The organism is Mycolicibacterium agri (assembly GCF_002553505.1).
GTDB lineage: Bacteria > Actinomycetota > Actinomycetes > Mycobacteriales > Mycobacteriaceae > Mycobacterium > Mycobacterium agri.
The window spans coordinates 88224-101963 of sequence record NZ_PDCP01000002.1 but is presented as its reverse complement, the minus strand read 5'-3'; the positions used below and the strand labels follow the sequence as shown (position 1 = coordinate 101963).

The 13740-nt window shown below is 68.1% G+C and carries 14 protein-coding genes; 4 read left to right on the top strand and 10 right to left on the bottom strand.

Annotated elements, in window-relative coordinates; genetic code table 11:
* Positions 1–19: 19 nt before the first annotated feature.
* The 6 genes from CQY20_RS01645 to CQY20_RS01620 form a co-directional block, all read right to left on the bottom strand.
* The gene (locus tag CQY20_RS01645; protein ID WP_097937908.1) at positions 20–2029 is read right to left on the bottom strand and encodes a prolyl oligopeptidase family serine peptidase; all 2010 of its coding nucleotides are present in this window, start codon (positions 2027–2029) and stop codon (positions 20–22) included.
* A gap of 65 nt (positions 2030–2094) precedes the next feature.
* Positions 2095–2949 carry an FAD binding domain-containing protein gene (locus CQY20_RS01640; RefSeq protein ID WP_097937907.1) on the bottom strand — a complete coding sequence of 285 codons (855 nt, stop codon included), beginning with the start codon at positions 2947–2949 and terminating at the stop codon, positions 2095–2097.
* Entirely contained in the window at positions 2946–5321 is a 2376-nt protein-coding gene (locus CQY20_RS01635) for a xanthine dehydrogenase family protein molybdopterin-binding subunit (protein WP_097937906.1), read from the bottom strand. The genes CQY20_RS01640 and CQY20_RS01635 overlap by 4 nt, the downstream gene beginning before the upstream one ends.
* Positions 5318–5845 (bottom strand): (2Fe-2S)-binding protein, encoded by a 528-nt coding sequence (locus CQY20_RS01630; RefSeq protein WP_097937905.1) that lies wholly within the window; start codon positions 5843–5845, stop codon positions 5318–5320. The genes CQY20_RS01635 and CQY20_RS01630 overlap by 4 nt, the downstream gene beginning before the upstream one ends.
* 82 nt (positions 5846–5927) lie before the next feature.
* Complete coding sequence (locus tag CQY20_RS01625; protein WP_097937904.1) at positions 5928–7046, bottom strand: vWA domain-containing protein; 1119 nt, start codon at positions 7044–7046, stop codon at positions 5928–5930.
* Positions 7047–7053: 7 nt separating this feature from the next.
* On the bottom strand, positions 7054–7947 hold the full coding sequence (locus tag CQY20_RS01620) for an AAA family ATPase (RefSeq protein WP_097937903.1): 894 nt from the start codon (positions 7945–7947) through the stop codon (positions 7054–7056).
* A 116-nt stretch (positions 7948–8063) separates the two neighbouring features.
* On the opposite strand from CQY20_RS01620, the gene CQY20_RS01615 reads away from it, so the two are divergent.
* Genes CQY20_RS01615 through CQY20_RS01600 form a run of 4 tightly spaced genes read left to right on the top strand, consistent with a single transcriptional unit; the run spans position 8064 to position 10695 of the window.
* Entirely contained in the window at positions 8064–8342 is a 279-nt protein-coding gene (locus CQY20_RS01615) for a putative holin (RefSeq protein ID WP_174814691.1), read from the top strand.
* Complete coding sequence (locus CQY20_RS36070; protein ID WP_308494449.1) at positions 8335–8997, top strand: hypothetical protein; 663 nt, start codon at positions 8335–8337, stop codon at positions 8995–8997. The genes CQY20_RS01615 and CQY20_RS36070 overlap by 8 nt, the downstream gene beginning before the upstream one ends.
* A 10-nt stretch (positions 8998–9007) precedes the next feature.
* Positions 9008–10402 (top strand): dihydrolipoyl dehydrogenase, encoded by a 1395-nt coding sequence (gene lpdA / locus CQY20_RS01605; protein WP_097937902.1) that lies wholly within the window; start codon positions 9008–9010, stop codon positions 10400–10402.
* A 2-nt stretch (positions 10403–10404) separates the two neighbouring features.
* Entirely contained in the window at positions 10405–10695 is a 291-nt protein-coding gene (locus CQY20_RS01600; protein WP_097937901.1) for a hypothetical protein, read from the top strand.
* 90 nt (positions 10696–10785) lie between these two features.
* Here CQY20_RS01600 and CQY20_RS01595 read toward each other — a convergent pair whose 3' ends face one another.
* Genes CQY20_RS01595 through CQY20_RS01580 form a run of 4 tightly spaced genes read right to left on the bottom strand, consistent with a single transcriptional unit; the run spans position 10786 to position 13731 of the window.
* Entirely contained in the window at positions 10786–11586 is an 801-nt protein-coding gene (locus CQY20_RS01595; RefSeq protein ID WP_207767236.1) for an SDR family oxidoreductase, read from the bottom strand.
* A complete protein-coding gene (locus tag CQY20_RS01590; RefSeq protein WP_234816062.1) occupies positions 11583–12608 on the bottom strand; it encodes a zinc-dependent alcohol dehydrogenase in 1026 nt (341 codons plus the stop codon). The genes CQY20_RS01595 and CQY20_RS01590 overlap by 4 nt, the downstream gene beginning before the upstream one ends.
* Positions 12609–12610: 2 nt before the next feature.
* The gene (locus CQY20_RS01585; protein WP_097937899.1) at positions 12611–12952 is read right to left on the bottom strand and encodes a thioredoxin family protein; all 342 of its coding nucleotides are present in this window, start codon (positions 12950–12952) and stop codon (positions 12611–12613) included.
* The gene (locus tag CQY20_RS01580) at positions 12952–13731 is read right to left on the bottom strand and encodes a glutaredoxin domain-containing protein (protein WP_097937898.1); all 780 of its coding nucleotides are present in this window, start codon (positions 13729–13731) and stop codon (positions 12952–12954) included. The genes CQY20_RS01585 and CQY20_RS01580 overlap by 1 nt, the downstream gene beginning before the upstream one ends.
* Between the last annotated feature and the right edge of the window lie 9 nt (positions 13732–13740).

Here is a 13740-nt window from a genome sequence, read left to right as displayed (position 1 = left end):
ACCGGCGCGCGCAGGGCCCCTAATGCACCTCTTTGTTCAGGGTCCGGTGCAGGAACTCGAAGATCAATGCCGAGCGGAACGCCGTCTGCGCGTTGTCGGCCGCGCCTGCGTGCCCGCCTTCGATGTTCTCGTAGTAGAGCACCTGATGGCCTGCCGCCTCCAGTGCTGCTGTCATCTTGCGGGCATGGCCGGGATGCACCCGGTCGTCGCGCGTCGATGTCGTCATCAGCAACGGCGGATACTTACGGTCGGCCGAAATGTTCTGATACGGCGAGTATTCCGAGATGAAGGCCCAGTCGCCGGGATCGTCGGGGTCACCGTACTCGGCCACCCATGACGCGCCGGCCAGCAGCAGGTGGAACCGCTTCATGTCCAGCAGCGGAACGCTGCACACCAGCGCGCCGAACAGTTCAGGGTACTGGGTGAGCATGACGCCCATCAGCAGGCCGCCGTTGCTGCCGCCCTGTGCGCCCAGCTGCTCGACGGTGGTGATCCCGCGCTGCACCAGATCCTGTGCGACGGCGGCGAAATCCTCGGCCACCAGATGCCTGCCCTCGCGCATGGCCTGGGTGTGCCAGGACGGGCCGTACTCCCCGCCGCCGCGAATGTTGGCCAGCGCATACGTGCCGCCGCGGGCCAGCCACAGCCTGCCAAGCACGCCGTCGTAGCCCGGCGTTCGCGACACTTCGAATCCGCCGTAGCCGCTCAGCAGCGTAGGGGTGGGTCCGTCGCTATCGCGGTGCCCGACAACGAAATACGGGATCTTGGTGCCGTCCTTCGAGGTGGCGAAATATTGAGTGACGACGATGTCTTCGGCGTCGAAGAACTCGGGCGCCGACTTGATCTGGTGCAACGGGCCTTCCGCGGATCCGTGCAGAAGCCGCGACGGCGTGTCGAATCCGCTGAAATCCAAGAATATTTCGTCGCCGCGGTCGTCGGTGTCGACGATGACGGCGTTGACGTTGTCGGGGATATCCGGCAACGGCTGGGTCTCCCAGCTGCCCGCTGTCACCGTGTGCACCTTGCTGACGACATCGGCGAGCGTGACGATGACCAGCTTGTCCCTCGTCCATGCGTAATGGTTCAGGCTGGTGTGCGCGTCGGGTTCGAAGACGACGTGCAGATCGGCTGTGCCCGCGAGGAATTCCTCATAGTCGGCGGCGATCAGCGAGCCCGCCCGATAGGAGTTCGTGCCGTGATACCAGTCGGTGCGCAACTCGATCAGCAACCAGTTGCGGTGCACCGACACCGTGGCGTCGGTGGGCGCGTCGATGCGGATGAACTCGCCGTCACGCAATTCGTAGACCACGTCGTTGAAGAAGTCCACGGCGCGGCTGATCAGGGTGCGCTCGAAGCCGGGTGTGCGGTCGGTCGACGCCGCGACGATCACATCGGTCTCCGACCCGCTGAACAGCGTCTCGGCCTCGGCGAGCGGGGTGCCGCGCCGCCAGCGTTTGACCAGCCGCGGGTAGCCGGATTCGGTGAGCGAGCCCTCGCCGAAGTCGGTGCCGATCAGAACGGCGTTCTCGTCCTCCCAGGTGATCTGGGTCTTGGCCTCCGGCACCGAGAAGCCGTCGACGACGAATTCCTTGGTGCGCATGTCGAATTCACGCACGACCGCGGCATCCGAGCCGCCCCGCGACAGGCTGACCAACGCCAGCGAATAGTCGGGCTCGATGACCTTCGCGCCTGCCCATACCCAATTCTCGTCCTCGTCGGCGGCGAGCGCGTCGAGGTCGATCACCACCTCCCAGTCCGGCTTTTCGGTGCGGTAGCGCTCCAGCGTGGTGCGCCGCCACAGGCCGCGCGGGTTTGCCGCGTCGCGCCAGAAGTTGTACAGAAACTCGCCCCTGCGGCGGACATACGGGATGCGCGCATCGGTGTCGAGCACCTCGAGCGCCTCGGCGCGCATCTGCTCGAACCGCGGCGTGCACAGTTCGGTCAGGGTCGGCTCGTTGTGCTTGCGGACCCAGTCCAGCGCCTCTTCGCCGGTGATGTCCTCAAGCCACAGGTACGGGTCGTCAGTCACCCCGCCATTGTCGCGGGTCGGCCGCCAGCGCGGGCGATCGACCTCCAGCAGGCCTGCGAGGTGGGTCAGACGCCCGCGGCCGTCGCGACCGCCCGCCGTGTCAGCACCCTCGCGAGATGGCTGCGGTATTCGGCGTCGGCATTGCCGTCGCTGATCGGGTCGATGCCCTCTGCCGCATGCTCTGCCGCCGTACGTATCAACTCATCGCTGGCGGGCTGACCGATCAGCGCTTCCTCTACCGCGCGGGCCCGCGTCGGCGTCGGCGCCACGTTGGTCAGCGCGATGCGCGCCTGTGCGACGGTGCCCTGATCTACCTCCACGGTGGCCGCCACCGCCACGATCGACCAGGCTTGGGCCACCCGGTGCATCTTCTCGTAGTGCGCAGGCCAATCCGTGTGCTTCGGAATCCTGATCTCCGTGAGGATCTCTTCGGGCCCCAGCGCGGTGGTGAAGTAGTCCACGAAGAACTCCGAGGCGGGCACGGTGCGGGCACCGGACGGGCCGACGATCGTCATCGTCGCGTCCAACGCCAGCACAGGCGCGGCCAGGTCGCCGGCCGGATCGGCGTGTGCGAGGTTCCCGCCCAGCGTGCCGCGGTGCCGGATCTGCGGGTCGGCGACTGTGCGAGTGGCCTCCGCCAGCAGCAGCGCGTGCTTGCTGATGAGCGAATTGCGCAGCAACGCATAGTAAGTCGTCATCGCGCCGATCACCAGGCTGTCGCCGTCCTCGCGCACGCCGCGAAGCTCCTCGATCTTGCCGAGATCGACGAGCACGCTCGGGGCGGCCAGCCGCAGCCTCAGCACCGGCATCAGGGTCTGGCCACCCGCGATGACCTTGGCGTCCTCACCGCCCTGCGCGAGCGCCGCCACCGCCTCGCTGACAGTGGCCGGTGCGACGTAGTCGAAGTTCGACGGAATCATCGGGCGCCTCCCTTCGCCTGTTGGATCGCGTGCCATACCCTCATTGGGCTGCACGGCATTTCGATGTCGGTGACACCGAGGTGTCGGACCGCGTCGATCACCGCGTTGACCACGGCGGGCGTCGACGCGATCGTGCCGGCCTCACCAACGCCCTTGACGCCGAGCGGGTTTGTGGTGGACGGCGTTTCGGTCCGCCCGGTGATGAACGACGGCAGATCCGGCGCGGCAGGCACCAGGTATTCGGAGAACGACGCGTTGACCAGCGTGCCCGAGTCGTCGTACACGGCCTCCTCGTACAGCGCCTGCGCGATGCCCTGCGCGAGCCCGCCGTGCACCTGCCCGTCGACGATCAGCGGGTTCACGACGTGACCGACGTCGTCGACGCAGACATAGGACCGGATCCGCACCTGGCCGGTTTCGGTGTCGACTTCCGTTGCGCACAAATGTGTTCCGTGCGGGAACGAGAAGTTCTCCGGATCATAGGTGGCCTCGGCGTCCAGGTTCGGTTCCAGCCCGTCAGGCAGATCGTGCGCGGCGAACACCGCGAGCGCGACCTCGGGGAGCGTGACGGCCTTCTCGGTCCCCGCGACGCGGAACTTGCCCGCGGTGAATTCCAGGTCGTCCTCGGAGCATTCCATCATGTGCGCCGCGAACGGCTTGGCCTTGGCGATCACCTTCTCGGCCGCCTTGACGACCGCGATCGCCCCGACCGCCAGCGACCGCGACCCGTAGGTGTCCAGCCCGCGCGGCGAGCTCTGCGTGTCACCGTGCAGGATTTCGACGTCCTCGAACGGAACCCCGAACTGGTCGGCGACGATCTGACTCCACGCCGTCTCGTGCCCCTGACCATGCGGGGACGACCCGGTGACCACCTCGACCTTGCCGGTCGGCAGCATGCGGATCGACGCGTGCTCCCAGCCGCCCGCACCGTAGGACAGCGAGCCGAGCACCCGCGACGGCGCCAGCCCACACATCTCGGTGAACGTCGAGATGCCGATTCCGAGCGCCACCGGGTCCTGCCGCTGGCGGCGCTCGGCCTGTTCGCGCCGCAACCCGTCGTAGTCGAACAACTCACGCGCCTTCGCGGTGGCCGCCTCGTAGTTGCCGGAGTCGTAGGTCAACCCCGCGACCGTGTCGAACGGGAACTCCTCGTGCTTGATCCAGTTCTGCTCGCGCAGCTCGAGCGGGTCCCGCGACAGCTCGACGGCGAGCTCGTCCATCATCCGCTCGATGGCGAACGTCGCCTCCGGACGTCCGGCGCCGCGATAGGCGTCGGTGGGTGTCTTGTTGGTGAACACGTTGGTGCACGTGAAGCGGTACGCCGGGAACTTGTAGATCCCGTTGAACATGAACGCGCCCAGGATCGGTATGCCGGAGGTGACCAGCCGAAGATAGGCGCCCATGTCGGCGAGGAGTTCGACCTTCAGCCCGGTGACCGTGCCGTCGCGGCGGGCCGCCAGCGTCAGCTTCTGGATCTGGTCGCGGCCGTGGTGCGCCGCGAGCATGCATTCGCTGCGCGACTCGGTGTATTTCACCGGCTTGCCGAGCCTGCGCGCGACGAGCATTGCGATCACCTCTTCCGGGGTGACCTGAAGCTTGCCGCCGAAGCCGCCGCCGACATCGGGGGCGATGACGCGCACCTTGTGCTCTCCGATCTCCAACGTCATCGCCAACATGAGCTTGAGGATGTGCGGGATCTGCGTGGCCGACCACATCGTGAAGTGGGGGCCGGTCGGGTCGACCACCACCGAGCGCGGCTCCATGAACGCCGGAATCAGCCGCTGCTGGCGGAACGTGCGCTCCAGCACCACTTCCGCGTCGCGGATCGCCTCGTCGACGTCGGCACCCGTCCCCGCCTCTGCGGAGTCGAACGTCCACACCGCGCTGACGTTGGTGCCCAGATCGGGATGCACCAGCTCGGCGCCGTCCTCGGCGGCCGCCGCGAGATCGAGCACCACCGGCAGTTCCTCGTACTCGATGTCGATCGCCTCGAGCGCGTCCTGCGCCTCGTATGCGGTGCGCGCGACGACGACGGCGACGGCCTCGCCGGCGAAGTTCACGGTGTCCACCGCGAGCGAGGGCGCCTGCGGCGCCTTCATATCCTCGGTGATGGGCCAGGCGTTTGGCAGGCTGCCCTGCTCCTCGGCGAAGTCGGCGCCCGTGTAGACCGCCACCACGCCGGGCATGCTGCGCGCCGCGCTGGTGTCGATGTGGCTGATGCGCGCATGCGCGACCAGGCTGCGCAGGATGGCCATGTGCTGCATGCCCGGCAACACGATGTTGTCGGTCCACCTGGTGCGTCCGGTGATCAGATGGTGGTCTTCCTTGCGGACCCTCGCCTTGCCGATTTCCGGTTCAGCAGTGGCCGTCATCGCACGCCTCCTGCGGTATCAGCTTTGGCTGCAACGGTTTCCGGGGTGTCGGTCGCCGATGCGCGCAGTCGCTGCGCCGCGTCCTGCACGGCTCGCACGATGTTCTGGTAGCCGGTGCAGCGGCACAGGTTGCCCTCCAGGCCGTGTCTGACCGCCTCCTCGTCGGGTTCGGGATTCTCCGAGAGCAGGTCGATGGCCTGCATGATCATGCCCGGCGTGCAGAACCCGCACTGCAGCGCATGGTTGTCGCGGAACGCCTCCTGCACGGGGTGCAGCGTCCCGTCGTCTCGCGACAGGCCTTCGATGGTCATGACGTCGCCGCCGTCGGCCTGCACGGCCAGCACCGAGCACGACTTGACGCTGTAGCCGTTGAGGTGCACGGTGCAGGCGCCGCAGTTGCTGGTGTCGCAGCCGACCACGGTCCCGACCTTGCCGAGCCGTTCTCGGAGGTAGTGCACGAGCAGGAGCCGCGGCTCCACGTCGTCTGTGTACGTCGTTCCATCGACGGTGACTGTGATGCGCATAGGCATACTCTGCTCTGGCCGACGGCCGCGAACGGTTGAAACGACGAAATCGGTACTAGCACAGCGCGACTGCCAGTCGCGCCTAGGCGTTGCGGATTTCGTCGAGCAGCTGCTGCAGCGTGCCGAGGCTGTGCCCCGCCAGCAACCGGTCGACGTAGGGCAGCGCGGCCGCTATCCCCGATTGCACTGGCCGATAATCCGCCGCCCCCGCATGCGGGTTGACCCACAACACCGCACGCGCGAGCCGGGCCAGCGCGGCCATCTGTTCGGCCAGCAGCGTGGGGTCGCCGCGCTCCCAGCCGTCGGAGAAGACCACCACCACCGCGCCGCGGGCGGTGCCGCGTCGCCCCCAGCGGTCCAGGAATGCGCGCATCGTCTCGCCGAGCCGGGTGCCGCCGGCCCAGTCGGGCACCGTCCGGCCCGCGGTGGCCAGCGCGAGCTCGGGATCCCGGATGCGCAGCGCGCGCGTCAGGCGGGTCATGCGGGTGCCGAGCGAGAACACCTCGGTGGCCGGGTTGGCGCGGGCGACGACGTGCGCGAAGCGCAGCAGGGCATCCGCATACGGGCTCATCGAGCCGGATACGTCCAGCAGCAGCACGGTGCGGCGTGGCCGGGTCGCCTTGCGGTGCCGCCGCGGCCGCACCGGTTCACCGCCCGCGGCGAGCATGTGGCGCACCGTGCGACGTGCGTCGACACGGCCTCGGCGCGACGGCCGCAGCCGCACCGCGGGACGCGTCGCGGGGTGCGGGCGCAGTTCGGTGATGAGCTCGGCCAGGTGTGCCCGTTCGGCGACGGTCAGCTCGGCGATATCCCGGTGCCGAAGGATCTCGGTGTCGTCGGCGGCGACCCGCAGGTGTTGCGCGTCGGCGCCCGCGTCGGCGGCCCCGGCGGTCTGCAGGGCGGCGATTCGGGCGCGGCGTGGTTGCGCGGCCCGGTGCGGTGCCCGCCTCGGCACGGTTCGAGAGAACCAGTTCTCGAACACCAGGTCGTAGCGCGGGATGTCGGCGGGGTCGCGGCACAGCGTCGCGCGTCCGGTCCAGTACACCGCCAGGGGGTCGGCGACGTCGGTGTGACGCAGTGCCCGCGTGTAGGTCTCCACCGAATCGGACGCCACCGGCAGGCCCGCGGCCGCAAGGGCACGCGCGAATCCCGCGACGCCGACGAGCGGGTCGGGGGTCGTGATGTCGGGGCCTGCGGGCATTCGCGTCTCACCCGGCCAGCAGGCGGTCCAAACCCAGCTTGGCGATGCGCTCGGAGTCCTCGTGGTACTTGATGACCGCGCCGAGCGTGGCCGCGGCGCTCTGCGCGTCGAGGACATCGCGGTCGAGCTCGCGCAGCGCCCGCGCCCAGTCCAGCGATTCGGCGACGCCGGGCGGCTTGACCAGGTCCATGCGGCGCAGTGCGTGCACCGCTTCGGCCACCTGCTTGGCGAGCGCCTCGGTGATGTCGGGGATGCGCTTGCCCAGGATCGCGACCTCCCGCGCCAGGTCGGGGTGTTCGAGCCAGTGGTACAGGCAGCGCCGCTTGAGAGCGTCGTGCACGTCGCGGGTGCGGTTGGAGGTCAGCACCACCATCGGCGGCGACGCCGCCCGCACCTCGCCCAGTTCGGGGATGGTGACCGCGTTGTCGTCGAGCACTTCCAGCAGGAACGCCTCGAATTCGTCGTCGGCCCTGTCGATTTCGTCGACGAGCAGCACGCACGGCGCTTCGGTGAGCGCGCGCAGCAGCGGCCGCGCGAGCAGGAACCGCTCGGTGTAGAGGGAGCGTTCTGCGGAGTCGGCCTCGAGGTGCCCGGCGCTGGCGGCCTCCAGCGTGCGCAGGTGCAGCAACTGCCGGGGAAAGTCCCAGTCGTAGAGCGCCTGCGCGGCGTCGATGCCCTCGTGGCACTGCAGGCGGATCAGCTGCAAGTGCAGCGCCTCCGCCAGCGCGGCGGCGAGCGAGGTCTTCCCGGTGCCGGGCTCGCCTTCGCAGAACAGCGGCCGTCCCATCCGCAACGCGAGGTAGGCCGCCGTTGCCAGGCCGTCATCGGCGAGGTAGCCGGTCGCCTCGAGCGCCCGTGCCAGTTCGGTCGGCGAACCGACACCGCGCGTGGAATCGCTCACGTCGCGAGCCTAGGTCACGCTTTGGTCTTCCCGCAGACGCAATCGATGCACGTCCGATACCGAACGCGCCGCGCGGATAGCCGCGTTCGCGGGTACGGCGGCGTTATCGTCGAAATGTGATACCGATTCCACGGGGGTGGGTGCTGACCAGCGCAATGCTCGTCGGCGCCGCGATCGGGTTCATCGCGGCGACCGCGGCGACGGTGGTGGTCAGCGCGACGGTCCGGCCCGATGTCGTCATCGCTCTCGTGGTCGGGGTGCCGAGCGCGTTGGGCATGGTGATGGTTTTGCTGTCGCACCGGCGCTGGATGACGGCGCTGGGCGCGTCAGTCGTTGCCGTCGCACCGGGGTGGTTCGGTGCGCTGGTCGCGTTTCAGGCGGTGCACGGTGCCTGAGCAGCAGACCTATCGGGGCGCCCATCGCCATCGCGCGCCGGTGGGCTGGCATCCGCCGCGCATCCGGCCCGGCGAGCAGGATGCCCGCGACACCCAGGACGCTCACAAGACTCAGCACACCAGAAACACCCAGGAAGCCCTGAAGGCCCGCGACGCGCAGGACGCGCAGGACGCCATCGTCGCCGTCGACACGAAGCCCAAGACCGACGCCGAGCGTGACGCACTGCCCGGCGAACCGACCGCGCCGTTCACGCCCATGTTCACCGGCGAGATGCCCGTCGTCGCCGAGCAGCCGCAAGCCATCCCGGCCAGGCTGGCCGCCGCGGACGAGGGTGCGGCCATCAAGCGATGGACATTCATGCTGGTCGTGGCGGCTGTCTGGGTGGTGGCGGCGGTGATCGGGCTGGGGCTGTACTACTGGTGGTTCCACTCGATCAACAAGACGCCCGCCGTCTTCGTCGTGCTGGTGTACCTGGGGGTGTGCACCGTAGCGGCGCTGATCGCGGCGATGGCGCCGGGCAGGCCGGTGAAGGCCGCGCTGGGCATCGCGTTGATGTCGGCGCCGTTCGCGTCGACGGCCGCGGCCGCCGTGCTGTACGGCTTCTACTTCTGCCAACACGCAAGCCGTTGTCTGGTGGGTGTCATCCCCTACTAGGGTTGGCGGAGTGAGCCACTATGACGTCGTTGTTCTCGGAGCAGGTCCCGGCGGGTATGTCGCAGCGATTCGCGCGGCGCAACTCGGGCTGAACACCGCAGTCGTCGAACCCAAGTACTGGGGCGGGGTGTGCCTCAATGTGGGCTGCATTCCGTCGAAGGCGCTGCTGCGCAACGCCGAACTCGCGCACATCTTCACCAAGGAAGCCAAGCAGTTCGGCATCAGCGGGGAGGCGACGTTCGACTACGGCGTCGCGTTCGACCGCAGCCGCAAGGTGGCCGAGGGCCGTGTCGCCGGTGTGCACTTCCTGATGAAGAAGAACAAGATCACCGAGATTCACGGCTACGGCAAGTTCACAGACGACCACACGCTCGAGGTCGACCTCAACGAGGGCGGCAGCGAGACGGTGACGTTCGACAACGTCATCATCGCCACCGGCAGCAGCACGCGGCTGGTGCCCGGCACGTCACTGTCGGACAACGTCGTCACCTACGAGAAGCTGATCCTGTCGCGGGAGCTGCCGAAATCGATCGTCATCGCGGGCGCGGGCGCGATCGGCATGGAGTTCGGCTATGTGATGCGCAACTACGGCGTCGACGTCACCATCGTCGAGTTCCTGCCGCGCGCACTGCCCAACGAGGACGCCGAGGTGAGCAAGGAGATCGAGAAGCAGTTCAAGAAGCTCGGCGTCAAGATCCTCACCGGCACCAAGGTGGAAGGCATCAAAGACAACGGGTCCGACGTCACCGTCACGGTCAGCAAGGACGGCAAGTCCGACGAGCTCAAGACCGAAAAGGTGTTGCAGGCCATCGGTTTCGCGCCGAACGTCGAGGGCTACGGGCTGGACAAGGCCGGCGTGGCGCTCACCGAGCGCAAGGCCATCGGCATCGACGACTACATGCGCACCAACGTGCCACACATCTACGCGATCGGTGACGTCACCGGGCTGCTGCAGCTCGCCCACGTCGCAGAGGCCCAAGGTGTGGTGGCGGCCGAAACCATCGGCGGTGCAGACACTTTGCCGCTCGGCGACTACCGGATGATGCCGCGCGCGACGTTCTGCCAGCCGCAGGTCGCCAGCTTCGGGCTGACCGAGGAACAGGCCCGCGAAGAGGGCTACGACGTCAAGGTCGCGAAGTTCCCGTTCACCGCCAACGCCAAGGCGCACGGCATGGGCGACCCCAGCGGGTTCGTCAAGCTGATCGCCGACGCGAAGTACGGCGAGCTGATCGGCGGGCACCTCATCGGCCATGACGTCTCCGAGCTGCTGCCCGAGCTGACTCTGGCGCAGAAGTGGGACCTGACCGCGACCGAACTGGCGCGCAACGTGCACACGCACCCGACGATGTCGGAGGCGTTGCAGGAGTGCTTCCACGGGCTCGTCGGCCACATGATCAACTTCTGAGCGTGGGTCAGCAGCCCGGTACAGCGCGAGCGATCTGGGTCGCAGGCATCGGCGGGTTGATCATCGGCCACATGCTGTGGCTGGCCGGTATCTCCGCGGCGATCGCCACGCGCACGGTGAGCAGCTGGGTGCTGGTGGTGGCCGCGGTGTCGTTCGTGTTGGGCCTCGTCGCGGGCTTCCTGGGCTGGCGGGCCTATCGCCAGCGAAGGGAGGTGCTGGCGGCATTTCTGTGCGCGCTGCCGGTTTCGCCCGTGCTGCTGTCGCTGGTCGTGCTGGGCGTGACCTACCTATAGCCTCCCGCCGTTTGTGCATCTGACGACGCAAAACGGCCGTAAACCGTCGCCAGTTTCACATTCGAGCGGTCAGGCGTTGAGGTTCGGCGGTCAGGGGGCGAGGTCGGGCGGCAGTTGCGGGTTCGCCTGCTGCGTCTTGCCGAGCGACTGCAACCGGGTCGCCACCATCGTGGCCTCGGCCAAGTTGGCTCGCGGCGGCAATGTCACCGCCAGCAGGCAGGTCGCGGCGATGTCCTCCGGCTTGAGGCACCACTCCCGCAGCTCGGGTGGCGGGGGTATGGGGCGGTTGTCGAGGATGGGCGTGTCGACGATGCCGGGCAGAATCGTCGACACCCGAACGCCGTTGGCGTGTTCGTCGATGCCGGTGCCGCGTGCCAGGCCCAGGAGCCCGGACTTGGTCGCCCCGTAGCCCGGCCCGCTGTGGTCGGGCCAGCTCGCCGCCACGCTCGAGATCACCACGAAATCCCCGTGGTTGGCCCGTAATTCGTCGAGAAATGCGTTGAGGCAGTAGAAGACTCCGTTGAGATTGGTGGCGACCAGCTGGTGCCACCCGTCGAGGGTCAACTCCGCGATACGCCTGCGGGTGACGTTGATGCCGGCCGCACACACCAAGGTGTCGACGGGTTCGCTGTCGCGCAGCTCATCGGCCAGCGCCCGCACCGCGTCGGCGTCGGACACGTCGACCTTGTGAGGCACGCATTGGCCCGAGGCCACCACGTCGGCGCCGATGTTGTCGGTGATGACGTCGGGCCGGCGCGCGACGGCGTGGACCTTCGCGCCCGCGCGGACGAATTCCCGGGCAATCGCAGCGCCGATACCCGTGCTGGCTCCGGTCACCACGGCCACGCGGCCGTCCATGCGTCCCAGCGGGGGACGCTGCGGTGTGGTCATGAAGCATCGCCTCCGACATCGATGAGCACTTTCATCTCCGCTTTGTCGTCGCGGATCGCCTTGAAGGCACCGTCAATCGCTTGGTCCAGCGCAACCACTTTGGTGATCAGATGCTTCGCCGGGACGCGTCCGTCGGCGAGCAGCGTGAGCGCAGTCTTGAAGTCGGCGCTTCGATAGACCCGTGACCCCCGCAGCTCAAGTTCCTTGAGAACCGCGGGAGCCGTCGCGGCGGTGATCGCACCGTGCGGCAGCCCGCCGAGCAGCACGGTGCCGCGCACCCTGGCCGCGGCGATCGCGGTCTGCAGGCCGACCCCGAGCCCCGTCAGTTCGAAGGCGACGTCGAAGCCGTCGGCACCCGCGCGTGCGGCGAGTTGGTCAACGGGTTCGTCATCGGGCGACGACGTCAGCAGCCCAACGGATTCCGCGATCGCGCGCCGATGCTTGTTCGGCTCGCTGACGACGACAAGGCCCGCACCGTTCGCGTGCGCGACGAGCCCGACCAGAACTCCGATCGGCCCGCCGCCGACGACGAGCACCGTCATCCCCGGTGTCACGGCCGCCCGGTTCACCATGTGGCAGGCCACCGCGGTCGGCTCGGCCAGCGCCGCCTCGCGCAGACCCAAAGCCTCCGGCACCGGGTGCAGCCTGCGGGCGGGCACTGCGACGGTCGGCGCCGCGGCACCGTCGACATCGATACCGACCAAACCGAGTCGCACGCATACGTGGCTGTTGCCGGTTCGGCACGGCGTGCACTCGCCGCACGACAGCAGAGGCTCCACCACGACCGGCTGACCGGGCCGCAGACCCGTATCGGGTGGCACCTCGATAATGCTGGCGCTGAACTCGTGTCCCAACACCACTGGCGGGCGCACCCGCTCCAGACCGCCCTCCCAGACGAGCAGGTCGGTGCCGCACACCCCGACGTGGGAGACCGCGAGCAGCGCCTCGTCGTGCGCAGGCGTCGGATCGGGCCGGTCCTGCAGTTCGAGTCGTCCCGGGCTGGCGTACACGACGGCTTGCACGGTCAACGCGCCCCCGCGACAAGCCGCGCGATCTGCGAGCGCCGCTTGGCACCCGCGGAGCGATGGACGGTTTCCCCGTCGCGCAGAATGACGATGCTCGGCACCGAGCTGACCCCGAAATGCTGGGTGGTGCGGGGGGATTCGGTGATATCGACCGCGCAGATCGCGACGTCGTCGTGAGCTTCTGCGGCGAAGCGCTCGATCTCGGCGCGCATTGCGTGGCAGGGCGAACACCATTCCGCCCAGAACTGGACCAGCACGAGGCCGGGACGGTCGAGCAGCGCACGGGGATCGTCGCCGGTGACCTCCTCGATTTCGGCGAACGAGGAACCGTGGTCGTCCATCAGTCGAAGATCCGTTCAGGAAGGGGCAGGCCCGCCAGGTCGTCCGCGGTGAGCGCACCGCGCGGTTGGACACCGATGTGCTCGAGCATGTAGGCAAGTTGCCGCGTGTGCTGCGCCGTGTGCCAGACCTCCCGTTCGAGGCCTTCGGCCAGGGTGCGGTGGCCCCAGTACAACGGCACCACCCGGTCCAGCGGATCGTCGTGACCGTCCTGCGCCCACCATGTCTCGGCTTGTTGCAGCGTCTCCTTGGCGAACGCGACCAGCCGTGGCGCGTCGCGGTAGCCCGGCTCGAGGTCTTCGAAGAACTCCTCATAATCGTCGTCGTCGTACTTGCCGAGGAAGTACCGCATGACGCAACCCGCGTGGCCGGCGAGCGAGGTGACGTCGCGGTCGCGACCCGGCAGCTTGAAATCACCACGCTCCGAGGGGATCTGCACGATCAGATCGCACAGCGCCTCTATCACTCGCCGGTAGCGGGCCATCAGTTCGGCCGGCTCCAGCATCTCCGGCGCGGAGTACTCGATTCCGAGCAGCTTCGCGACGCTGGTGAGATGTGTTCCCGTGACGCAGGTGTCGCCGATGCAGGCGGCGGGCACTCGCAAGCCCAACTTGGTGAGCTTGTCGGCGCGCTCGGGTTCCTGATCCACGTTGATCGCCACGAAGTCGAGGCCGGATCGTTCCACGAATTCCTTCATGCGAAGGCAGCTGCTGCACCCCGGCATCCAGTACAGCTCAACGGTCTGCTTCGGTTGTGGCGTCGTCGCTTCTGTAGCCGTCATCGATTGTCT

Excerpts from the sequence above, each read along its gene's own strand:
- CQY20_RS01640 (WP_097937907.1), bottom strand. The coding sequence starts at position 2,949 with ATGATTCCGTCGAACTTCGACTACGTCGCACCGGCCACTGTCAGCGAG.
- CQY20_RS01635 (WP_097937906.1), bottom strand. The coding sequence starts at position 5,321 with ATGACGGCCACTGCTGAACCGGAAATCGGCAAGGCGAGGGTCCGCAAG.
- CQY20_RS01630 (WP_097937905.1), bottom strand. The coding sequence starts at position 5,845 with ATGCGCATCACAGTCACCGTCGATGGAACGACGTACACAGACGACGTG.
- CQY20_RS01625 (WP_097937904.1), bottom strand. The coding sequence starts at position 7,046 with ATGCCCGCAGGCCCCGACATCACGACCCCCGACCCGCTCGTCGGCGTC.
- CQY20_RS01595 (WP_207767236.1), bottom strand. The coding sequence starts at position 11,586 with ATGACCACACCGCAGCGTCCCCCGCTGGGACGCATGGACGGCCGCGTG.
- CQY20_RS01585 (WP_097937899.1), bottom strand. The coding sequence starts at position 12,952 with ATGGACGACCACGGTTCCTCGTTCGCCGAAATCGAGGAGGTCACCGGC.
- CQY20_RS01580 (WP_097937898.1), bottom strand. The coding sequence starts at position 13,731 with ATGACGGCTACAGAAGCGACGACGCCACAACCGAAGCAGACCGTTGAG.